This is a genomic window from Mycolicibacterium nivoides, assembly GCF_003855255.1.
GTDB classification, from domain to species: domain Bacteria; phylum Actinomycetota; class Actinomycetes; order Mycobacteriales; family Mycobacteriaceae; genus Mycobacterium; species Mycobacterium nivoides.
In genome coordinates, this window is record NZ_CP034072.1 from 4,466,074 (window position 1) to 4,489,946 (window position 23,873).

The following is a 23,873-nucleotide window of genomic DNA, read 5'->3' on the forward strand; positions in this document are numbered from 1 at the left end:
GCCACAGCTAGGACACAGCTCGGTCAACTCTGCTCAGAGCGCGGCAGGGCAGACCGGGGCTCACATGCGGGTCGCATAACATCGAGCCTCGTGCCTTCCGATGAGCCAACCGACCGTGTTGTGGGCATCGCACGCCTGATCGCCATCATCGCGGGCATCGCGGGTGTGGTGCTGTGCGCGCTGGTGCCGCTGCTGCCCGTCAACCAGACCACTGCGACCATCCTGTGGCCGCAGGGGACCGACGCGGGAGGAAACGTCACCGCGGTGACGGCCCCGCTGGTGTCGGGCGCCCCGCAGTCGCTCGACGTGTCCATCCCGTGCTCGGCGATCGCGACCCTGCCCGCCGAGGGCGGCCTGGTGTTCTCGACGATCCCCTCGGGTGGCATCGACGCCAGCCGCAACGGGCTGTTCGTGCGGGCCAACGCCGAAACCGTGGTCGTGGCGTTCCGCGACTCGGTGGCCGCCGTCGCCCCCCGTGCGGCGATCAACGCGGGCGGCTGCAGCGCTCTGCACCTGTGGGCGAACGTCGGCGGCGTCGGCGCAGACTTCGTCGGCATCCCCGGTGCCACCGGCACCGCGGCTGTGGAGAAGAAGCCACAGGTCGCCGGACTGTTCACCGACCTGAAGGTGGCACCGCAGCCCGGGTTGAGCGCCCGCGTCGACATCGACACCCGCTTCATCACCTCGCCCACCCCGCTGAAATTGCTGGTGATGGCGCTCGGCGTGCTGTGCGTGGTGGCCTCGATCATCGCGCTGGCCATGCTCGACCGGCGCGGAGGACACCGCGCGGGCGGGGCGTGGAGACGCTTCGTGAAGGTTCCGGTCGGAACCTGGATCGCCGACATCGGCGTCATCGGCGGCCTGCTGCTGTGGCACGTCATCGGCGCCATCTCGTCGGACGACGGCTACAACCTGACCATCGCGCGGGTATCGGCCGACGCCGGCTACACCGCCAACTACTTCCGCTATTTCGGCGCAACCGAGGCCCCGTTCGACTGGTACCAGTCAGTGCTGTCCCAGTTCGCGGCGATCAGCACGGCCGGCGTCTGGATGCGGGTCCCGGCCACCCTGGCCGCCATCGGCACGTGGCTGTTGCTCAGCCGCTGGGTGATCCCCCGGCTCGGACGTCGCGTCGCGCGCAACAGCGTCACCATGTGGACCGCGGGCGCGGTCTTCCTGGCCGCCTGGATGCCGTTCAACAACGGCCTGCGACCCGAGCCGCTGATCGCCTTCGGCGTGCTCGCGGTGTGGGCACTTGTGGAAAACACGATCGCCACCCGCCGCATCTGGCCCACCTGCCTGGCGATCGTCGTCGCGGCGTTCAGCGTGACCCTGGCCCCACAGGGAATCATCGCGGTGGCTCCCCTGCTGGTCGGTGCCCGCAGCGTCGTCGGCATCATCCGCCGCCGCCGCATCGCCCTGCCCGCACTGGCCGCGCTCGCCGGATCGGCCGCACTGGTGTTCGTCGTCGTGTTCCGCGACCAGACCCTGGCCAGCGTCGCCGAATCGGCCCGGATCAAATACACCGTCGGCCCGACCATCTCCTGGTACCAGGAATTCCTGCGCTACTACTTCCTGACGGTCGAAGACTCTGTAGACAGCTCGCTGACCCGACGGTTCGCGGTGCTGACCATGATGCTGTGCCTCTTCGGCATGATCGCGGTGCTGCTGCGCAAGGGACGGGTGCCGGGGCTGGCCAGCGGCCCGGTCTGGCGGCTGATCGGCACCACCGCGATCGGCCTGCTGCTGCTGCACTTCACCCCGACCAAATGGGCCGTGCAGTTCGGCGCCTTCGCCGGGCTGGCAGCCGCCCTCGGTGCGGTGACGGCATTCGCCTTCGCCCTGGTGGGCCTGCACAGCCGACGCAACCTGGCCCTCTACGTCACCGCGCTGCTGTTCGTCCTCGCCTGGGCCACCTCCGGCATCAACGGCTGGTTCTACGTCGGCAACTACGGCGTGCCGTGGTTCGACCGTCAGCCGGTGATCGCCGGTTATCCGGTGACCACCATGTTCCTGGCCCTGGCGATCATCACCGCGGTGCTGGCCGGCTGGCTGCACTTCCGGATCGACTACGCCGGGCACACCGAGGTGGCGAACACCCGGCGCAACCGGGCCCTGGCGTCGACGCCGCTGCTGGTGGTCGCGACCATCATGGTGGTGCTCGAAGTCGGCTCGATGGCCAAGGGCTTCGTCCAGCGCTACCCCGTCTACACCACCGCCAAGGCCAACGTCTCGGCGCTGACCTCGGGACTGTCGTCCAACAGTTGCGCCATGGCCGACGACGTCCTGGTCGAGGCCGACACCAACGCCGGCATGCTGCAACCGGTCGAAGGCCAGACCTACGGCGAGTACGGCCCGCTGGGCGGCGAGAACCCGGTCGGATTCACCCCCAACGGAATCAGCGACACCCTCGAACCGCCGAAACCGGTCGTCGCCAACCCCGGCACGGTGAACTCCGACGGATCGCCCAACAAGCCCAACGTCGGCATCGCCTACGCCGCCGGCACCGGCGGCGGCTACGGACCCGTCGGCGTCAACGGCTCCCGGGTGTACCTGCCGTTCGGCCTGGATCCCACGCGCACACCCGTGATGGGCAGCTACAAGGAGAACACCGTCGCGGCCAAGGCCACCTCGGCCTGGTACCAACTGCCGCCCCGCACCGCGGACCGGCCGCTGGTGACGGTCGCCGCCGCGGGCGCCATCTGGTACTACGACGAGGAGCACGAGTTCCACTACGGCCAGTCGCTGAAACTGCAGTGGGGCGTGCACCGTCCCGACGGCAGCTTCCAGGCCCTCGACGCCGTGCAACCGATCGACGTGTTCGCCCAATACGCCTGGCGCAACCTGCGTTTCCCGCTGGCCTGGGCGCCGCCGGAGGCCAACGTGGCCAGGATCGTCGCCGACGATCCGAACCTCTCCGATGACCAGTGGTTCGGCTTCACCCCGCCGCGGGTGCCGACCCTGCAGACCGCGCAGCAGTTCCTGGGCGCACAGACCCCGGTGCTGATGGATATCGCGACCGCCGCGAATTTCCCCTGCCAGCGCCCGTTCTCCGAGCGCCTCGGTGTGGCCGAGCTGCCGGAGTACCGCATCCTTCCCAACGTCAAGCAAGTGGTGGTGTCGTCGAACATGTGGCAGTCCGCCCAAAAGGGTGGTCCCTTCCTCTTCATCCAGGCGCTGCTGCGCACGTCGACCATTCCGACGTATCTGCGTGACGACTGGTACCGGGACTGGGGCTCGATCGAGAAATACGACCCGGTGGTGCCGGCCGGGCAGGCGCCCGTCGCCAACATCGATGAGGGAACCCAGCGAGTGTTCGGCTTCAGCCGGCCCGGACCGATCCGAGCCCTGCCATGACCGTGACCGTGCGTGAACACAGCGCCGAGAAGAACGTTCAGGTGACCCGCTGGGTCGCGATGATCGCCGGCCTGATCGGTTTCCTGTGCGCGGTGGCCACGCCGCTGCTGCCGGTGGTGCAGACCACCGCCACGCTGAACTGGCCTCAGGCCGGGCAGATGAACAGCGTCACCGCACCGCTGATCACCCAGACGCCTGTCACGATGTCGGTGACGGTGCCCTGTGAGGTGATCCGGTCGATGCCGCCCGAGGGCGGCCTGGTGCTGGGCACCGCACCCAAGGAGGGCAGGCAGGCCGCGCTCAACGCGCTGTTCGTCAATGTCAACAGCAAGCGCGTCGACATCACCGACCGCAACGTGGTGATCGCGAGCGTGACGCGGGACAAGGTCGCCGGAGCCGGCGGTGCGCCCGGATGTTCCAGCATCGAGATCACGTCGTCGGACGCGGGTACCTTCGCCACGTTCGTCGGGCTCACCGGCACCGACGGCAAGGAGCTGCGCACCGGCTTCGCCGACCCGAACCTGCGGCCGCAGATCGTCGGTGTCTTCACCGAACTGAGCGGACCTGCCCCGCAAGGGCTTTCCCTCTCGGCCACCATCGACACCCGGTTCACCTCCAAGCCCACCCCACTCAAGCTGGTGGCCATCCTGCTCGGCATCGCGGCCACGGTGGTCGCGGTGCTGGCGCTCTGGCGGCTCGACCGGCTCGACGGACGGCGGATGCACCACCTGATCCCGACCCGCTGGCGCACGTTCAGCGCTGTCGATGTGGTGGTGGTCGGCGGGTTCCTGACCTGGCATGTGATCGGGGCGAACTCGTCGGACGACGGCTACATCCTGCAGATGGCACGCGTGGCCGACCACGCCGGCTACATGTCGAACTACTTCCGCTGGTTCGGCAGCCCCGAGGATCCGTTCGGCTGGTTCTACAACCTGCTGGCCCTGATGACACATGTCAGCGACGCCAGCATCTGGATGCGACTGCCCGACCTGATCTGTGCACTGGTGTGCTGGCTGCTGCTGTCGCGTGAGGTGCTGCCCCGCCTCGGGCCCGCGGTGATCGCCTCCAAACCCGCGCTGTGGGCTGCGGGCCTGGTTCTGATGGCGGCCTGGATGCCGTTCAACAACGGTCTGCGCCCCGAGGGCCAGATCGCCACCGGCGCACTGATCACCTACGTGCTGATCGAACGGGCCATCATCTCCGGACGGCTCACCCCCGCCGCCATGGCGATCATCTCCGCGGCCTTCACCCTCGGCATCCAGCCGACCGGCCTGATCGCCGTCGCCGCGCTGCTCGCCGGCGGTCGTCCGCTGCTGCGCATCCTGGTGCGCCGTGGCCGCACGCTCGGCGTGTGGCCGCTGGTGCTGCCGCTGCTGGCCGCGGGCACAGTGATCCTGACCGTGGTGTTCGCCGACCAGACGTTGGCAACGGTGCTGGAAGCGACCAGGATTCGCACCGCGATCGGCCCGAGCCAGGAGTGGTACACCGAGAACCTGCGCTACTACTACCTGATCCTGCCGACCGTCGACGGCTCGCTGTCGCGCCGGTTCGGCTTCATCATCACCGCGCTGAGCCTGTTCGCCTCGCTGTTCATCATGTTGCGGCGCAAGCGGATTCCCGGGGTGGCCCGCGGGCCGGTATGGCGGCTGATGGGCATCATCTTCGCCACCATGTTCTGCCTGATGTTCACCCCCACCAAGTGGGTGCACCACTTCGGCCTGTTCGCCGCGGTGGGTGCGGCGATGGCAGCGGTGGTCACGGTGCTGGCGTCGCCGGTCGTGCTGCGTTCGGCACGCAACCGGATGGCGTTCACGTCTGCCGTGTTGTTCGTCCTCGCGCTGTGCTTCGCCACCACCAACGGTTGGTGGTACGTGTCCAGCTACGGCGTGCCGTTCAACAACGACAAGCCCGCCATCGGTGGAATCACCCTGAGCGCCATCTTCTTCGCGCTGTTCGCCATCACCGCCCTGTGGGCGTACTGGCTGCACCTGCGGCCCTCGGCCGAGGGCCGGCTGGCACGGGCACTGACCGCCGCACCGGTGCCGATCGCGGCCGGGTTCATGGTGGTGGTGTTCGTCGGTTCGATGCTCTACGGGGTCGTGCGCCAGGACGGCACCTACTCCAACGCGTCGTCGAACCTGCGCGCCTTCGCCGGCGGCTGTGGCCTGGCCGACGATGTGCTCGTCGAACCCGACACCAACGACGGGTTCCTGACCCCGGCGCCGGGCGACTACGGGCCGCTGGGACCGCTGGGCGGTACCGCACCGACCGGGTTCACCCCGAACGGGGTGCCGGACCACATTGTCGCCGAGGCGATCCGGATCACCGTGCCGATGCCGGGCATCGACGCCGACTGGAACGCGGAAGCCAAGCTGGACACCCCCGGCATCAACGGATCGACGGTGCCGCTGCCCTACGGGCTGGACCCGGCCCGGGTTCCGCTGGCCGGCAGCTACGTCGAAGGCCCGGCACAGCAGGAGAGCAAGCTGGCCTCGGCCTGGTACCAGCTGCCCGCCCCAGACGCCGCCCATCCGCTGGTGGTCGTCACCGCGGCCGGAACCATCACCGGCAACAGCATTTTCAACGGCCGCACCGAAGGCCAGACGGTCCAGCTCGAATACGGACGGCCCGGGCCCGACGGCGCAGCGGTGCCGGCGGGACGGGTTACGCCCTACGATCTCGGACCGATCCCGTCATGGCGCAACCTGCGGTTCGACCGCAGCGAGATTCCGGCCGACGCAACGTTCGTCCGGGTCATCGCCGAGGACAAGTCGCTGAGCCTCGGCGACTGGATCGCGGTCACGCCGCCCCGTGTGCCCGAGGTCAAGACCGTGCAGGAGTACATCGGCTCGCAGCAGCCGGTGCTGATGGACTGGGCCGTGGGCCTGGCCTTCCCCTGCCAGCAGCCGATGCTGCACGCCAACGGTGTCACCGAGGTGCCGAAGTTCCGGATCACCCCGGACTACAACGCCAAGATGAAGGACACCGACACCTGGGAGGACGGGATCAACGGCGGCCTGCTGGGCATCAGCGACCTGCTGCTGCGCCAGCACGTGATGGCCACCTACCTGAACAAGGACTGGGGCCGCGACTGGGGTTCGCTGCGCAAGTTCGACACCATCGTCGACGCGGTTCCCGCCACGATCGAGCTTGGGACAGCGACACATTCCGGGCTCTACAAGCCGGGCCGGATCCGCATCAAGCCGTAGTCGTTCCGCACCGCGAGCGTGCGCACACGCGCACGCTCGCGGCGTCAGGAGCGCCGCTCAGCGGTGGCTACAAGCTTGCGTGACAGCGTCCCGAGCACCGCGCGAAGGACGAGCCAGTAGGCCAATCCGACTACCCGCCAACGGGTCTGGTACCCGCCCCGCCAGGTCACCTGCGTCCCGCCTGTAGCCTCGGTGAACGTCACCTCGGCCTGATAGTCGCGGATCGGACCATCGGTGAGCATGGTGTATCCGTGCCGGTGGTCCGGTTCGTGGATCGTGGTCATCTCGCGGGTCGGCTTCTTCCGCGTGCCCACAGCCCGGATCGCCCCGACCCCGCCGTCTCCGGCCGGGCCGCGGGATTCCCATGTCGAGTAGGGAATCAGTGGCGAGGCCCACTCGGACCAGCGGGATCCGTCGGACACGATGGCGAACAGGGTCCGCGGCGACGCTGTGGTGTGGCGGCGGACGACGCATTCATAGTGACGGTACACGGATCGCGACTTTAACAGAACAGTGTTCTATTATCTGGAAATGCCGGAATCCGCCCCACCTTTCACCCGCGCACGCAGCGAGGCGCAGCGCCAGGACCGGTTGTCCGGGCTGGTGACAGCGACACGGGAGTGCCTGGCGCAGACGCGCGCGGCGACGCTGACGCTGGGCGAGGTGGCCGCCGCTGCCGGCCTGGCGAAGTCGGGCATCCTGCGGTACGTCGGCTCCCGCGAAGCGCTACTGCTGCGGGTGATGTACGACGAGCACCTGCGTTGGATCGATGCACTGGCGGTCGAACTCCGCACCGTCGCTCCGGCGGCGGCACTGGCCCACACGCTGGCCGCGCGACCGGTGCTGTGCGATCTCATCGCGGCCTCTCCGGTGCTCATCAGCCGGCTCGGCCCGGACGATCTCCGCGTCCTGGCGGCCCAGGCGCAGGATTCCCAGCAGCGGCTCGGCGCCGCGCTGCAGCCGTCGCTGCCGTTGTCCGATGATCGGCTCCGCTCACTGACGGCAGCCGTCCACGCATTCACCGGGACCGCGTGGGCGTGGGCCACCCCGGGATCGGCAGGGCACAACACGATGGTCACCGATTTCGAATCCACCGTGGCCGGGCTGCTCGCGATCTTCATCGCGGGCCTGACGCAGCGCGGGGCGGCTCACGGCTTGACGTAGACCACCCTGCTGCTGAACACGATGTCCTGCAACGACCTTCGTCTGGCATCGACGGCCACCCAGAGCAGGCCCACCGGAAACAGGACATAGGCGACCGCGCGCAAGAGCGCGACCACCGGAGACAGCCGGTCGGCGCGGACGGCCGTCACGCGCAAGCCCATCGTCACCGCCCCGGCCGTGCACCCCGACACCGTCCAGCACCCGGTCAGATACAGCACCGCGACGCCGAACATCACCGCCGTCGAGAACACCACGCTCAGCGTGGGAAGGCTGAATGCGGTGGGGTTGAACATCAGTCGGGTCAGCACCAGCCCCAGGTACAGGGCACCGAGCACGACGCCGACGACCACGAGGTCGATCACCGCCGCGATGCCCCGACTGACGATGCCCGCGGCGCGCGCCTGCTCGTCGGCCGAACCAACCGAGGTCAACTCAGGTCCCGCTCACGGCCGAGCAGCCGATCGACGAACCCGGAAACCACGTCGTCCGCACGCTCACTCTGCGTGCGCACATCGCTCATCACCTCGGTGGTCACCGATTCGGTGGACTGCCGAATGATGGCAGGCAGATCGATTCCGTCGACCACCTCGTTGGCCAACCCGATCAGATCGACCCGTTCACGCACCAGCTCGTTGAGGTCGAGCTCGTCGAGCACCCGGTCCACGATCTGCACGGCAATCGTGCTGACCGCCGATTTGACCGGTTCGACGCCTGCGGCGATGACCTGCTCCCCGCGGGCCGCCAGGTCCGTTCTCGCCCGCCGCAACCAGCCGCCGACAACCGGCAGTCCCTCGACACCCCGGTAGGCCGATACCGCACCACCGACGACGGTGGCCGCCGCACCGGCGGCAACCGTCACCGCAGGATGATCCGCCAGGCCGGGCACGGATGGAATGGTAGCCGCGACCAGGACCCACACACATCAGCGGGAATCCCGCTAACACCGGTGGCCTGTGGACAACTTGTGGATGGTTTTCCACGGGCCCGATATCACCGCTGTTCATACCGCATGTATTTGAATTACACGCTTGTGAGTAGGAATGTGTGTCGATGGCCTGTCGCAAACTTCACCCGACTCACCGCTTCAGGGCGGCGAGTGCGACCGCGGCGGCGTTGGCGCCGCACATGCCGTGCGCTCCGGGCCCCGGTGGAGTGGCCGCCGAACACAGGTACATGCCGGGAACACCAATTCGGTAGGGCTGCAGCGTAGTCCGTGGGCCGAACACCAATTGCCGAATGTCCTTGGCACCCGTACAGATGTCACCGCCGACATAGTTCGCGTTGTACACCGACATCTCGGTCGTCGAGCGCACCGCCATCCCCACGATCCGGTCGCGGAAACCGGGAGCGAACCGCTCGAACTGACCGATGATCGCCTCCGTGGCATCCCCGGTGTAGCCATGTGGCACATGGGCATACGAGTACACCGGATTGATGTTGCCGACCGAACGCCCCGGATCGGCCACATACTGCTGCCCGACGAGCACGAACGGCCGCCGCGGCATCCGGCCGGCCTGGATCTCCCGCTCGGTCGTGGCGATCTCGCCCAAGCCTCCGCCCAGATGCACCGTCCCGGCGCCGCCGACCGCGGGATTCTTCCACGGCACGGGACCGTCCAGCGCGAAGTCGACCTTGAATGCCCCTGGACCGTAACGGAATCTACCCAGGCCACGGGACACCCGCCTGGGCAACCGGTCCCCGAGAATGTCGACGACCGCCGTGGGTGCGAGATCGAACATCGTCACGTCGGCCGGCGGGAGCTGCGCCGCGGTGGTAACCCGAACACCGGTTTCCACCTTGACGTCCAACTCCGCGAGCACCGACGCCAGTGCATCGGTGATGGCCTGCGAACCGCCCTGCGCCACCGCCCAACCGTGCCGGTGCCCCGCCGTGATGATGCCGAGGCCGATGGCCGATGTCAGCGGATGATGCAAGGGCCGGAAGGTATGTGCCGCAACACCGCCGAACAATGCCCGGGCGCGTTCGGTACGGAACAGCCGGGCGAACGCCGAAGCCGGCAGCACCGTCGGCACGCCGAACCGGGCCAACGCCACCGGATGCTTCGGCACCCGCAGCAGCGGCCCCATGATGTCTTGCGACAGGGTGTCGAACTTCGCCGACGGCCCGCCGAAGGCCCTCCGCCACCGACCGCCGTCCGCGCCGAGCGCCGCTGCGGTGTCGTCGACGCTGCGGTACAGCAGGCCGGCAGCACCGTCGTCGAGCGGATGCGCACAATCGACCTCAGGCCATTTCCACTGCAGTCCATGGCGTTCCAGCCCGAGACCGTTCAGGAAGGCCGAGCCGACCGCCATCGGATGGATGGCCGAGCAGTGGTCGACAACGAGGCCGTCGGGGAAACCGTCCACGAGGCTCCGGCTCGACGAGCGCACCCCGCCGCCGATCGCGTCGTCGGCCTCCAGCACGGTGACGTCCAGACCGGCCGATGCCAGCGTGATGGCGGCCGCGAGCCCGTTGGGCCCGGCGCCGACCACCACCGCGGTACTCACGCCAGGACTCCGGCCCGCCGCCACGTCACGTTGAGCGGGATAGGGCCGTTGGGCAGCCACGGCTGCTCGTCGACCAGATCTTCGACGTTCCAGGTGCCCCGCTCGATCACCCCGAGGGCCGCGTCAATCACCTTGTACTCCTGGGTCTTCTTGTGGATCGGCTGCGATTCCACCCATGCCACCACGAACTCGCCCGGTTCGAACTGTGCCTCGGTCTGGATCGCGGCGATCAGATCCTCATTGTGCAGGTGCCCGTCACCGAAGTTGAAGCCGATGATCGTATTGCACGACATCTCCCCCTCACGCACGGTACGCGTGTCGATGTCGGGCAGGCTGTTCAGCAGCACCGAGTACAGGCCGCGGCCCTGGCTGTGCAACGCCCGCCACGCCGTGACCTGCTGGGTGAAGACCTCGGCGACCAGTGGTTCCCAACCGAACTTGATGTATTGGTCCACCGTGTTGGGCGACGACCGGGTGACCCGGTTCAGTTTCTGCTCGGCACCCGGAGTGAAGGTCCATACCGCCGAGGCCCAGTTCCCGGCGTACTGCCGCATCGCGGGCAGGAACGACACCAGGTCGGGGCGCAGGTTGCCCAGCACCGGGAAGAAGCACAACCCGACCAGCAACGCGACAGTCAGCCACGGCGAGGACATGTCCGCGATGGCGTAACCGCCCCAATTCGGGAAGCCGAGGAACAGAAAGATCGTGATATAGGCGAACAGCGCGTTCCACTCCACCGGAACCGCCAGCGGGAACGTCGAGATGATGAACAGGTGGAAGCACACCATGACCGCGGCAGCGCCGAACGTGAGCCATGGCCACGGAGACAAGAGAAGCGCCAGCGGGGCGACGATCTCCACGAAACTGCCCGGGCCGTGTGCCATGAACGTCGCGAGGTGCGACGGCCGCAGATCGTGCGGGAAGTTGCGGTAGTGCGCACGCTTGAGCCACTTGAACGGGATGGTGGGGCTGTTGCTCACCATCGGCGGGATCACGTTCGTGAAATGCAGGCCGAACTTCGATATGCCGGCCCAGATCCACACCGTGCCGATCAGCAGCTTGCCCGCGACGATCATGTCGACGAACGGCAGTGTCGCGAAGAACAACAATGCGGGCAGGTACTGCTCACCGCGGGCGGCCAGGAAGATGGTCTTGTCCCGCAGGCCGATGACCACCAGCAGCACCATCGGAAGTATCAGCAGGACCGGATTGACCCGTCCCGACGTGTTCTCCGGTAGCACCGCGCTCAGCGAATCACTGTGCACACCAGGCAGAACAAGGGCCACCACGATGCTGACGTTCAGCGCCAGGTACACCAGGACGTCGAACCAGGTCCGCCGGTCACCGTTGGTGAACGGCACTGCCTTCCATGGTCGTAGCCGAATCGTGTTGAGCTTGGCCCAGAATCGGTAGCCACCGGTCATCGGTTTGGTCTTGCCGGCCAGCGGACCCCACGAGCCGGCCAGCCCGAGGAGCTCGAGCAGGATGGTCCACAGGATCAGCTTCTGGTACACGATCGGCTGGTTCCACCACTCCGACAGATGCCAGAATGCCGGCAGGTGGGAGGTCGTCGTCGCGATGACCACGCCACCGAGCGCGTAGAGGACGACGAGCTTCACGATGTAGAGCACATGGATCATGCGTGGTGCGCCGAGACCGTGGTCGGCCCACTTGGTGGTCATGATCCGGATGCGCTCCATTAGCGGCATCCGCACAAACTCTTCGAAGTCGACGTCAGGCAGCGTCGGGTTGACGAATCCCATGATGGGCTCCCTTGGATTTCAGGCTAGGTTCGGGCAGCGGTGAGGGTCTTACGCAGCGACGGCTTGTCGATCTTGCCTACCGCGTTCTTGGGCAGCTCTGGGAGGACTGTGATCTCCACGGGCAGTTTGTATTTCGACAGCGATGCGGTCAGGTGTTCGCGAATGCGCTCGATGGGCAGCTCGGCATCGGCGTGCAATGAGGCGAACAGCACCGGCTCTTCGCCGTAGAGCGAGTTGGCCCGTCCGACGACAGCGGCCTCGGCGATTGCGGGCAGCTGGTAGGCCACGGTCTCGATCTCCTTGGGGTAGATGTTCTCCCCACCGCGGATGATCATGTCCTTGGCCCGGTCCACCAGCACGAGATAGCCGTCCTCGTCGAGCCGGCCGATGTCACCGGTGTGCAGCCAGCCGTCGACGACGGTCTTCGCGGTCTCTTCCGGTCGGTTCAGATAGCCCCGCATGACGTTGGGGCCCTTGATGATCACTTCGCCCAACTCGCCTTGCGGGAGCGGCGCACCAGACGCATCAACAATCCGGATCTCCTGCCCCGGCAACGGGATACCGACTGTGCCGGGCTTACGCTTGCCGTTGAGCGGGTTGCCGGTGCTGGCGCACGAGCCCTCGGAGAGACCGTAGCCCTCGATGAGGCCGATGCCGTAGCGCCGTTCGAACCGGTCCAGCAGTTCGACACTGGCCGGGGCAGCGCCGCACACCGCGAAGCGCACCGAGGCGGTGTCGGGCTGCACCTCGGACGGCAGCCCGGCCAGCATGGTGTAGATCGTGGGGACTGCGGAAAAGTATGTGGCGCGGGTGCTTTCGATCCGGCCAAAGAAGGTGTCAGGGTTGAACCGGCCCGCGATGGTGGTCCGGCCGCCGGCTATGAGCGGCGACAAGGTGCTGACCACGATGGCGTTCACGTGGAACAGCGGCAGGATCAGCAGACTGTGGTCAGCCTCGGTGAGCTCGAAACCCTCGATCACCATCGCGCACATGACATTGACGTTGGCGTGGTCGAGCATGACGCCCTTGGGCCGGCCCGTCGTGCCGCTCGTGTAGATCAGCAGCGCCAGCGCGTCGTCGGCATTGTCGGCGGGTTCAAACGGCTCAGGATCCCCGGCGGCCAGCTCATCGAGCGTGAGCACCGGCACCTCGGCGTCGGTCGGGCCGTCGACGACCAGCACGCGGGACCCCGCGTCGGCGACCTGGTAGGCCGTCTCGGCGGGCACCAGGGTCGGACTGATCGGGGTAACCGCGGCACCCAGGCGCCAGGCAGCGAAGAGCCCCACGACGAACTCGGCGCGGTTGGGCAACTGGAGTGCGACGACGTCGCCGGGCCCGACGCCCACCGACCGGAGCGCGGCAGCGGCACGCATCACGGCGTCGAGGAATGCGGCGTTGTCGAGGTTCAGGGCGTCGTCGGCGACGGCGGAAGCATGCGGGGCCCGGGCGGCGCGGCGATCTGGCAGGGTCGCGAGGTTCATGTCACGACGGTAGGTAGCCGGTGACATGCCTCACATCATCTCGCGGCGATGAAGTCGGCCCGGCGGTTTGTCGCCTCAAGACAAATCTGCGATCTAGGGTCAGCACATGGACACCGATGTCGCTGCCGCATCCGCCGTGGTGATGGATCGCTTGATGGCGCGTCAAGTGGCGGTGAGCCATTCCGTACAACAGGCCCTGGCCAGCGACATTACGGAGTTGCGTGGCGATCCCGAGTTGGTGCAACTACTGGGATCCAGTGTCGCGGGCAATGTCGAGACCATCTTCCATGCGCTTCGCCACGACATATCGCTGGGCAACATCGAACCGCCGACCGCGGCCCTGGAGTACGCCCGCCGCGTGGCCCAGCGCGGCGTGCCGATGGAGGCGCTGGTGCGGGCATACCGGTTGGGGCACGCCCTGGTGATCGACGCCGCGGCCGAGGAGGTCAACGCGGCCGGACTGCAGGCTCGAATCGGGTTGGCGGTGTTCGAGCGGATCACCTCGGTGTCGTTCCGCTACATCGACTGGATCAGCCAGCAGGTGGTGGTGGTCTACGAAGCCGAACGCGACCGGTGGCTGGCCAACCGGAACAGCACCAGGGCGCTGCGGGTGCGCGAGCTACTCGCGACGCCACTGTCGGTCTCGGTGTCCGACCCCGACACGCTCACCGCGACGCTGCGGTACCCGATGCAGCGGACACATCTTGCCGTCGTGATGTGGTGGCCGGCCGACTCCGAACTGGACGACGGGCTCGGGCGGCTGGAGTCCGCACTCCGGGACCTGGCAGAAGCTGTTGGAACACAAAGTAGTCCGCTGTTCATCGCGGCTGATCGCAACACCGGCTGGGGGTGGATACCGCTGTCGGTCGCTGCGGCGACGACCGCGGTCGAGGTAGTCCGCTCCCACCTGAGCGGACAGCACACCGGCCCGGCCGCTGCGCTCGGCACACCGTTGTACGGCGTCGACGGCTTCCGCAGATCACACCACCAGGCGCTGCGAGCCCGCCGCGTCGCGATCGCGGCCGGGACCGGCGGAGTCACCGTTGCCGGCGATCCGGGGCTGGCCGCCGCGGCGCTAATCGGGGAAAACCTGGATGACGCACGGGAATTCGTATCCGAGACTTTGGGGGCGCTGGCGTCGGACACCGCCAACGACGCGCGGCTGCGTGAGACCCTTCGCGTGTATCTGCACGACGGCTCGAGCTACAAGAAAGCCGGCGAGAAACTCAACCTGCACTTCAACTCGGTGAAGTACCGCGTCGGCCGGGCTGAGGAGCGCCGCGGCAGGCCGGTCGACGACGATCGGCTCGACGTCGAACTGGCCCTGCTGTTGTGCCACCGGTACGGCACCGCGGTGCTGTCCGGCCCCTGACCCCGCGGAGAAGAACTAGATCGGGGTCAGGCCGTGCTTGCGCTGGACCTTGGGCATGTTCTGCTTGTCCCGCAACAGGTGCAGAGACTTGCGCAGCAGCAGCCGGGTCTCGTGCGGCTGGATCACGCCGTCGATGTAGCCGCGCTCAGCGGCGATCCACGGAGTGGCCAGGTTGAGGTTGTATCCCTCGATGAAGTCGGCACGGATCTTCTGCACCTCGGGTGCGGTCGGATCCGGGAACCGCTTGACCAACAGCTGCGCCGCACCCTCGGCGCCGATCACCGCGATACGTGCGGTCGGCCAGGCGAAGTTCAGGTCCGCGGACAGCTGCTTGGAACCCATCACCGCATACCCGCCGCCGTACGCCTTGCGGATGATGATGGTCACCTTCGGCACATCGGCCTCGACGATGGCGTTGAAGAACCGGCCGCCGCGCTTGATGATCCCCTTCTCCTCCTCGGCGAAGCCCGGCATGGCGCCGGGGGTGTCCACCACGAAAACCAAAGGCAGGTTGAAGGAGTCGCAGAACCGGATGAAGCTGGCGGCCTTGTCGGAGGCATCGGTGTCCACCACGCCGGACAGGTGCATGGGCTGATTGGCGATCACACCGACCGGCCGGCCGTCCACCCGGGCGAACGCGGTGATCATGGCCGGGCCGCGCTTCTCCGCGATCTCGAAGATGTCACCGTCGTCGAAGATCCGCAGCAGGATCTCATGCATGTCGTAGGACGTGTTGTCGGCGTCCGGGACGATCGAGTCCAGCTCCAGATCGTGCGGGGTGATCTCGGGTTCCAGACCCGGGTTCACGATCGGCGCGTCGTCGAAGTGGTTGGACGGCAGGAACGAAAGGTAGTCACGGACGTACTGGAACGCCGCGGCCTCGTCCTCGACAACCTTGTGGATGTTGCCGCGCTGGGCCTGTACGTCGGCACCGCCGAGTTCATCGAAGGTCACATCCTCGCCGGTGACGTCCTTGATCACGTCAGGTCCGGTGATGAACATGTAGCCCTGATCGCGCACCGCCACCAGCAGATCCGTCTGGATCGGCGAATACACCGCTCCACCGGCGCATTTACCCAGGATGATCGAGATCTCCGGCACCAGACCGCGCAGCATTTCGTGTCGGCGGCCCAGCTCGGCGTACCAGGCCAGTGAGGTCACCGCGTCCTGGATGCGGGCACCGGCCGAGTCGTTGATGCCGATGATCGGGCAGCCCACCATGGCCACCCACTCCATGAGCTTGGCCACCTTGCGGCCGAACATCTCACCGACCGAACCCTGGAACACCGTCTGGTCGTGGCTGAACACACCGACCGGACGTCCGTTGATGGTGCCGTGGCCGGTGACCACGCCGTCGCCGAAGAGCGCGTTGGGGTCACCGGGAGTGCGCGCCAGTGCACCGATCTCGAGGAAGCTGCCCGGATCGAGCAGTGAGTGAATCCTGGCCCGGGCAGAAGGGATGCCCTTCTTGTCCCGGCGGGCCCTGGCCTTCTCATCGCCGGGATCGGCAGCCAGTTCCAGCTTCTCGCGGAGCTCGGCCAGCAGTTCAGCCGTGGTTTTGTTCGTCACTTGCTCTCGCTCTCCGCTTCGATACGGTTGATCGCCTCGCTCATGTGAGCACCGACTTTGGCAATGTACGGCTCGTCGATGGCCTGGATGTGCTCGCCCCCGATGGGCACCACCTCGAGATCTTTGACGTACTCCCCCCAGCCGCCGTCGGGCTTGCGGGTGGCATACGCGGGCTCGAAGACGATCGCGTCATCGTGGTAGCGATCGGCCAAGTACAGCGTGACGTGTCCGTCGTAGGACTGGACCTCGATGGTGGCCAGGGCACGCTGATCCAGATACGACGTGCGCTGATGCTCGATGATCCCGCCCGGGATCTGCACACCGCTGTCCTTGATCGCGTCCAGCACGAACTTCACCTGGCCCTCGTCGTCGAGCTGCTCCAGCTCCTCGTACGGGATCGCCGGGATCTCGACATTGAACGTGCGCTGGGCGAACAGGGCGTAGCGATCCCAACGGGCCCGCATCCCCTCCTTGCTCTGGTCGATCGGCTCGCCCGGAAGCGCGAGGTCGATCAGCCCGACGAACCGGACATCGGCACCCGCCTGCTTCAGTCCGATCGCACATGCGTAGGCCAGCGCCCCGCCCAGCGACCAGCCGGCCAGGACGAACGGGCCCTTGTGCATCTCCAACAGCTTGGGCACGTACTCGGCGGCCCGCTCCTCGATCGCACCCTCGACGCGCTCGATGCCGTAGACCGGAGTGTCGGCCGGAAGCCGCTTCATCAGCGGCTCGTAGACGACGGTGGATCCGCCGGCCGGGTGGAACACGAACAGCGGCACGTGCGAGCTTCCCTCTTTCGGGGCCCGCAGGGTACGGACGAATCCGTCGACCACGCCCTCTTCGAGCTGATCGCGCACGATCGTGGACAGCTCTTCGATGTTCTTCGCCGAGCGCACCTGCTCGACCGAGACAGTGCCCTCGGCCCGCTCGGAGAGCCGCTCGGACAGCTTCGTCGCCGTCTCGACATCGACGAAGGGCAGCTCGTTGAAGATGCCGCCCGGCGACTTGCCGGTGACGATCGCCCAGGTCGCGAACGTGACGCGCTCGGCGGCGTCACGCGGGGGCACGTCGGCGCCCAGCGCCTCGGTGACCGCTTCCTGGGTGAGCACCTTGGCGGCCGCCGCGGCCGCGGTGGCCTTGCTCGGTCCGGACGGATCCGACGGCGGAGCCGGGATCGCCGGCCCGCTCGGATCGCTGGGCGGCGCCGGGATGTCCAGCGCGGGCGCGGCTTCAGCGACTTCAGCGGCTTCAGCGCTGTCTTCGGAGGTCTTCTCCGCCAACGGATGTCCGGCATCGGCCAGCTTGGCCTCGAGCTCGGCGACCGTGGAGGCACCGCCCAGGAGTTCGGACTGCTCCGCAGCGATCTCTTCGGCCGTCTTGCCCTTCTGGGACTCGGCGATCTGATCCACCTCGTCGCGGTGCTCGATCGCGTACTTGATGAGATCCTCGACGTTGTACAGATTGGCGTCGCGCACCGCGGTCAGCTGGATCGGAGGCAGGTCGAAGTCGTACTCGACCCGGTTCTTGATCCGCACCGCCATCAGGGAATCCAGGCCCAGCTCGATCAGCGGCACCTCCCACGGCAGGTCCTCGGGCTCGTAGCCCATGGCGCCGCCGACGATGGTGCCTAGTCGCTGTGCGATGGTCTCGCCCGAATCCGGTGACCACTTGGCAAAGCCCGCACCGAGATTGGCGCCCTTGGTCAGGTTGTCGGACAGAATCGCCGCATCGTCCTCGACCTCGGGCTCAGCCACCGCTGCCGGGGCGGCCGAAACCTGCTCGGCGACCACACCGGCGCCGACCGCGGTCGGCAGCGCTGCCGCGGCGCCGCCGCGGATCACGATCGCGTCGTAGACCAGGGTGAAGGACTCGTCGATCCTGGCGTGCACCTGCACCGAGGCGCCGCCCGGGTGCCGGGTCAGCGTGGTGACCAGGCGCGAGCCCTCGGCGGCCACCGCACGCTGCTCGGAGGCGGTCAGCTTGGCATCCGGAAGCACCTGCGCGGCAGCCGATTTCACGAGAGCAGCGAGGTCAGCGGCGCCCTTCGGCACGAACTCCCAGACATGCTTGCCGTCGGGTGTCGCGACGTGGTTGCCGGGCATCACTGCCGAACTGTCCGCGGTGAACTGGGCGTCGAGCCAGTGCTGCTTGCGCTTGAACCGGGTGGGCGGGATGTTGGCGAAGTCAAGGGCACCGGCCAAACCGCTGGACTTGCGCGGGAACAGGGTCCGGAAGTCCAGATCATGGCCGTGCACGAACAGGTGGGCCATGGCCGTGACCATCGACTCGACCTCGTCCTGCTTACGGGCCAGGGTCGCCACCAACTGCGCGTCGTGCAGGCCCGCCGACGCGGTGGTCAGCCCAACCTGCATGAGCGCCACCGGGTTCGGCGCCAGCTCAAGGAACGTGGTGTGACCGTTGTCCACCGCGTTGCGGATGCCGTGGGTGAAGTAGACGCTGTGCCGCAGGCCCTTCTTCCAGTAGTCCACATCGTGGATCGGCTCGGCGCCGGCCCGGATGAACTTGCCCTCGTGCACGGTCGAGAAGTAACCCGTGGTCAGCGGATGCGGTTCGATACCTTGGATTTCGGCGGAAAGCTCACCGAGCAGCGGGTCCATCTGCTGGGTGTGGCTGGCGCCCTTGGTCTGCAGCTTGCGGGCGAACTTGCCCTCCGATTCGGCGCGGGCGATGATCGCGTCGATCTGCTCCGGCGGGCCGCCGATGACGGTCTGGGTCGGGGCCGCGTAGACACACACCTCGAGGCCCGGGTAGTCGGCGAAGACGGTCTTGATCTCGTCGGCCGAGTACTCCACGAGCGCCATCAGCCGGATGTACTCACCGAACAGCATCGCCTCGCCCTCACCCATCAGGTGCGCGCGCGAGCAGATGGTCCGGGTGGCATCGGCCAGCGACAGGCCGCCCGCGAAGTACGCGGCAGCCGCTTCACCGAGCGACTGTCCCACCACCGCACCGGGTTTCGCACCGTGGGCCTTGAGGAACTCACCGAGCGCGATCTGGAGGGCGAAGATCACCGTCTGGACCACTTCGATGGGGTATTCGCAGGTCTCGTTGGTGTAGTCGATCGCGTCATCGAGAATCAGCTCGACGATCGAGTACCCGCGCTCATCCTGGATGAGCGCGTCGACCTTGTTGATCCACTCGGCGAACACCGGCTCGCGCAGGTACAGGCTCTTGCCCATCTTGCGGTGCTGCGCACCGAATCCGGCGAGCACCCACACCGGGCCGTTGGTCACCGGGCCGTCGGCCGAGATCACCGTCGGATGCTGCTTGCCCTCGGCGATCGCCCGCAGGCCCTTGATGGCCTCGTCGTGGTCGTGGGCCAGCACCACCGCGCGGGAACGGCCGTGGTTGCGGCGCGACAGCGAGCGTCCGATGGCCTCGAGCGACGATGCGCGGCCTTCCTCGCTGTCCATCCAGTCCGCCAATTCCGCCGCGGCGACCTTCTTGCGTGAACTCAGGAATGCCGAAACAGCCAGCGGGACAATCTTCTTCGTGGGCTCGGCAGCTTCTGCCGCCGCCAGCTCCGCACGGGCCGCCTCCAACAGGCGCAGCGCCTCGTCCGTCAGGCCGGGCAGCTCATGGTTTGCCTCGTCGTAGGCCGGGTATCCGGAAGACTCCGGCGCTCCGTCTTCCTCGTGGATGAACTCGCCGTACTCGTCCATCCGCACACCACCGACGTACGTCGCGTTGGCCTCATCGGAATCGGACTTGTCCTCTGAGGACTGCGGCGCCGGTTCTGGTTCAACCAGGTCAGTCGGCAAGACCTCACGCAGCACCAGGTGGGCGTTGGCGCCACCGAAGCCGAAGCCCGAGACGCCGGCGATGGCGTGCCCGCTGTAACGCGGCCACTCCGAGACGGTGTCGTTGACCTTGAGGTGTTCCTTGTCGAAGTCGATGTACGGGTTGGGACCCGCGTAGTTGATCGACGGGGGCAGCTTGTCGTGCTGCAGCGAGAGGGTCATCTTCGCCAGGCTGGCCGCGCCGGCGGCCGACTCCAGGTGTCCCACATTGGATTTCACCGCACCCAGCAGGGCGGGCTTGTCCGCATCGCGACCGCGGCCGACCACCCGGCCCAGTGCGTCGGCCTCGATCGGGTCACCCAGGATGGTGCCGGTGCCGTGCGCCTCGATGTAGTCGACGTCGCGCGGGTTGATCCCGGCGTCCTTGTAGGCCTTGCGCAGCACGTCTTCCTGCGCGTCCGGGTTCGGCGCGAGCATGCCGTTGGACCGGCCGTCATGGTTGATCGCGCTGCCGGCGATCACGGCGAGGATGGTGTCCCCGTCGCGGCGGGCATCCGAGACCCGCTTGAACACCAGCATGCCGCCGCCCTCGGAGCGGGCATATCCGTTGGCGTCGGAGGAGAACGACTTGATCCGGCCGTCCGGGGCCAGCACTCCGCCGACCTCGTCGAAACCGATCGTGACGATCGGGGTGATCATGGCGTTGACCCCGCCGACGATGGCCACATCGGCCTCGCCGGAGCGCAGCGCCTGCACGCCCTGGTGCGCGGCGACCAGCGAGCTGGAGCAGGCGGTGTCGACCGACACCGACGGTCCGCGGAAATCGTAGAAGTAGGACACCCGGTTGGCGATGATCGAGGTGGCGGTACCGGTGATCGCGTACGGGTGCGCGGCCGTGGGGTCCATCAGGGCGAGGAACTGGTAGTCGTTGTTGGAACTACCCACGTACACAGCGACATTGGTGCCGCGCAGGCTCGACGCCGGGATACGGGCATGCTCGAGGGCCTGCCAGGTCAGTTCGAGCGCCATCCGCTGCTGCGGATCGATGTTGTCGGCTTCCATCTTCGACAGTGCGAAGAACTCGGAGTCGAAACCCTTGATATCCGAGAGATAGCCGCCGCGAATGCTGGCCTTGCCGACGCGCTCGGCGATCCGCGGCTCGGCGAGGAACTCCTCCCAGCGGCCCTCGGGCAGGTCCGTGATGGCGTCGCGGCCTTCCAGCAGCGCCTCCCACATCTCGTCAGGGGAATTCATGTCCCCCGGGAAGCGGGTGGCGACGCCGACAATCGCGATGTCCTCCACATCGGAGGCACGCGACCAGTCTTCGTCGCCGGTGTCCTCGGGCTCGGGCTCGCCCTCGATGATCACGGTGGCCAGCGACTCGATGGTCGGGTGCCGGAAGAGCACCGTCGCCGTCAGCGTGACGCCGGTGAGGTCCTCGATATCGCTGGCCATCGCCACCGCGTCACGCGAGGACAGGCCCAGCTCGATCAGCGGCGTGGTCTCGTCGATCGCGTCGGGCGACTGGCTGGTGGCGGTCGCCACCGCCTTGCGCAGCCATTCGCGCATCTCCGCGACGGTCAGGTCCGGGCGCGACGCCGGTGCCCCGGCGGGCTGGGTGCCCTCTGGAAGATTCGAATTGCTTTGTGTTTCATCCATATTCAGGTCACCTTGCATCAGACGTGCGCTCGTCGGCGTCGTGTCGTTGGGTGGAGGTTTCGATTAGTCCGTCTCGTCGGGGAACGCGTTGGCGATCTTCCCGCTGCGCAGGGTGCCGTCCAGGTACGCGGAGCGGCAGGCCCGACGGCCGATCTTGCCGCTGGAAGTACGGGGGATGGCACCTGCCGCGGTCAGCAGCACGTCGCGCACGGTGACACCGTGCCGCACAGCGATCGCGGCCCGGATGTCGTCGGTGATCGGGCCGACTTCGAGCTTGTGCGAGCCGGGGGCACGCTCGGCGACGATGACCAGCTGCTCGGAGCTGTCGTCGTCGTCACGGTGCAGGCCCGCATGCGCGTTCTCGAACACCTCGTCGGGCAGCTGGTTGGCCGGCACCGAGAAGGCCGCGACGTAGCCGGTGCGCAACGCCTTGCTGGCCTCCTGCGCCGAATACTCGAGGTCCTGCGGGTAGTGGTTGCGGCCGTCGATGATCACCAGGTCCTTCACGCGGCCGGTGATGTAGAGGTCGCCGTCGTAGAAGGCACCGTAGTCGCCGGTGCGGACCCAGGTGGCGTCGTCTTCAGCGCCTTCGGCGTGCGACGGGCTGGTCCGCGATTTGAGGGTGTTCTGGAAAACCTGAACAGACTCTTCGGGCTTACCCCAGTACCCGGTGCCCATGTTCTGGCCGCTCATCCAGATCTCGCCGATCTGGCCGTCGGGCAGCTCGGTCGCGCTCTCGGCGTCCACGATGACGGCCCACTCCGAGACGCCGACCTTGCCGGCCGAGGCCTGGGCGACCGCCTTTGGCGAGTCGCCGTCCACCTCGACGATGCGGCCGGTGTTGAGCTCGTCGCGGTCGACGTAGATGATCTTGGGCTCTTCGGCGGACGGCGTGGTCGACACCATCAACGTCGCCTCGGCAAGACCGTAGGACGGCTTGATCGCCTTGGCCGGGAAGCCGAACGGGCTGAACGCCTCGTTGAACCGGCGAACGGTGGCCGCCGAGATCGGCTCGCTGCCGTTGAGCACGGCCTTGACGTTGGACAGGTCCAGCGGCTCGCCGTCTTTCGGGACGCCGCGAGCGGCCGCATGGTCGAACGCGAAGTTCGGCGCCACCGAGATGACACCTCCGGTGTCGCCTTCCTTGCGGGCCATCTCCCGGATCCAGCGCTCGGGCCGGCGCACGAAGGCTGCCGGGGTCATGAAGGTGAAGTAGTGGCCGATCATCGGAGCGATCAGGCCGGTGACCAGACCCATGTCGTGGAAGAACGGCAGCCAGGACAGACCGCGGTCGCCCTCTTCGCCTTCGAGCGCCTCGACGATCTGCACCACGTTGGTGGCCATGTTCAGGTGGGTGATCTGCACACCGGTCGGGATCCGGGTCGAGCCGGAGGTGTACTGCAGGTAGGCGATGGTGGTCTCGTCAGGACCCTCCGGGTGAACCCAGGTGGCGGCGACGTCGTCGGGCACCGCATCCACCGCGATGACGCGGGGACGCTGGTTGGCGGGGCGGCTGCGGAAGAACTTGCGGACGCCCTCGGCGGCCTCGGTGGTGGTCAGGACGGCCGACGGATGGCAGTTGTCCAGCACCGCGTGCAGGCGGCCGACGTGTCCGGGCTCCGACGGGTCGAACAGCGGCACCGCGATGCGGCCGGCGTAGAGCGCGCCGAAGAAGGCGACGAGGTAGTCGAGGTTCTGCGGGCACAGGATGGCGACGCGATCACCGGGCTGGGTGACCTGCTGAAGCCGTGCGGCCACCGCCTTGTTTCGCGCGCTGAACTGCGACCAGGTCAGGTCGCGGGCGACGCCGTCGCGTTCGGTCGAGAAGTCCAGGAAGCGGTATGCCAGTTTGTCGCTTCGAACCCTGGCCCAGCGCTCGACGTGCTCGACGATGCTGGCGCCGTCAGGGAACTTGATCTGACCGTCCTTGATGAACGGATTGATGAACGGCATATAACTCTCCTGTCAGAGCGGTACTCGTCGCGTTGGCGCACGTCACTGGCGGTGCGTCGCAGCCACTCGGCGGCCGTA

General features: G+C 67.4%; 13 protein-coding genes. 4 read left to right on the forward strand and 9 right to left on the reverse strand.

Going from position 1 to position 23,873, the window contains the following annotated elements; translation table 11 throughout:
• The first annotated feature begins 90 nt into the window (after positions 1-90).
• On the forward strand, positions 91-3,357 hold the full coding sequence (locus EH231_RS21760; protein ID WP_241177786.1) for an arabinosyltransferase domain-containing protein: 3,267 nt from the start codon (positions 91-93) through the stop codon (positions 3,355-3,357).
• Positions 3,354-6,566: an arabinosyltransferase domain-containing protein gene (locus EH231_RS21765; protein ID WP_124713320.1), complete on the forward strand. Its 3,213-nt coding sequence runs from the start codon at positions 3,354-3,356 to the stop codon at positions 6,564-6,566. Before EH231_RS21760 ends, EH231_RS21765 begins: the two co-directional genes overlap by 4 nt.
• Before the next feature lie 44 nt (positions 6,567-6,610).
• Here EH231_RS21765 and EH231_RS21770 read toward each other — a convergent pair whose 3' ends face one another.
• Positions 6,611-7,057, reverse strand: a complete 447-nt coding sequence (locus EH231_RS21770; protein WP_164480976.1) for an SRPBCC family protein — start codon at positions 7,055-7,057, stop codon at positions 6,611-6,613.
• Between the two features lie 40 nt (positions 7,058-7,097).
• Here EH231_RS21770 and EH231_RS21775 point away from each other — a divergent pair, with 40 nt between their 5' ends.
• On the forward strand, positions 7,098-7,730 hold the full coding sequence (locus EH231_RS21775; RefSeq protein WP_090430772.1) for a TetR/AcrR family transcriptional regulator: 633 nt from the start codon (positions 7,098-7,100) through the stop codon (positions 7,728-7,730).
• Here the strand turns inward: EH231_RS21775 and EH231_RS21780 are convergent.
• The 5 genes from EH231_RS21780 to EH231_RS21800 all read right to left on the reverse strand — a co-directional run bounded on the left by EH231_RS21780 (position 7,715) and on the right by EH231_RS21800 (position 13,481).
• Entirely contained in the window at positions 7,715-8,161 is a 447-nt protein-coding gene (locus tag EH231_RS21780) for an RDD family protein (RefSeq protein ID WP_090429913.1), read from the reverse strand. The genes EH231_RS21775 and EH231_RS21780 overlap by 16 nt on opposite strands.
• Positions 8,158-8,616: a hypothetical protein gene (locus EH231_RS21785; protein WP_409547956.1), complete on the reverse strand. Its 459-nt coding sequence runs from the start codon at positions 8,614-8,616 to the stop codon at positions 8,158-8,160. Before EH231_RS21785 ends, EH231_RS21780 begins: the two co-directional genes overlap by 4 nt.
• Positions 8,617-8,806: 190 nt before the next feature.
• Positions 8,807-10,237, reverse strand: coding sequence for a phytoene desaturase family protein (locus tag EH231_RS21790; RefSeq protein WP_124713322.1), 1,431 nt, complete (start codon positions 10,235-10,237; stop codon positions 8,807-8,809).
• Positions 10,234-12,000: a DUF3556 domain-containing protein gene (locus EH231_RS21795; protein WP_124713323.1), complete on the reverse strand. Its 1,767-nt coding sequence runs from the start codon at positions 11,998-12,000 to the stop codon at positions 10,234-10,236. Before EH231_RS21795 ends, EH231_RS21790 begins: the two co-directional genes overlap by 4 nt.
• A gap of 23 nt (positions 12,001-12,023) precedes the next feature.
• A complete protein-coding gene (locus EH231_RS21800; RefSeq protein WP_124713324.1) occupies positions 12,024-13,481 on the reverse strand; it encodes a class I adenylate-forming enzyme family protein in 1,458 nt (485 codons plus the stop codon).
• Positions 13,482-13,587: 106 nt separating this feature from the next.
• On the opposite strand from EH231_RS21800, the gene EH231_RS21805 reads away from it, so the two are divergent.
• Positions 13,588-14,853 (forward strand): PucR family transcriptional regulator, encoded by a 1,266-nt coding sequence (locus EH231_RS21805; protein ID WP_090429909.1) that lies wholly within the window; start codon positions 13,588-13,590, stop codon positions 14,851-14,853.
• Positions 14,854-14,868: 15 nt separating this feature from the next.
• Here EH231_RS21805 and EH231_RS21810 read toward each other — a convergent pair whose 3' ends face one another.
• From EH231_RS21810 to fadD32, 3 genes are all read right to left on the reverse strand, one after another.
• A complete protein-coding gene (locus EH231_RS21810) occupies positions 14,869-16,422 on the reverse strand; it encodes an acyl-CoA carboxylase subunit beta (protein ID WP_090429907.1) in 1,554 nt (517 codons plus the stop codon).
• On the reverse strand, positions 16,419-21,842 hold the full coding sequence (gene pks13 / locus EH231_RS21815) for a polyketide synthase Pks13 (protein WP_164480977.1): 5,424 nt from the start codon (positions 21,840-21,842) through the stop codon (positions 16,419-16,421). The genes EH231_RS21810 and pks13 overlap by 4 nt, the downstream gene beginning before the upstream one ends.
• A gap of 63 nt (positions 21,843-21,905) precedes the next feature.
• Entirely contained in the window at positions 21,906-23,795 is a 1,890-nt protein-coding gene (fadD32, locus tag EH231_RS21820; RefSeq protein WP_090429905.1) for a long-chain-fatty-acid--AMP ligase FadD32, read from the reverse strand.
• Positions 23,796-23,873 lie beyond the last annotated feature (78 nt).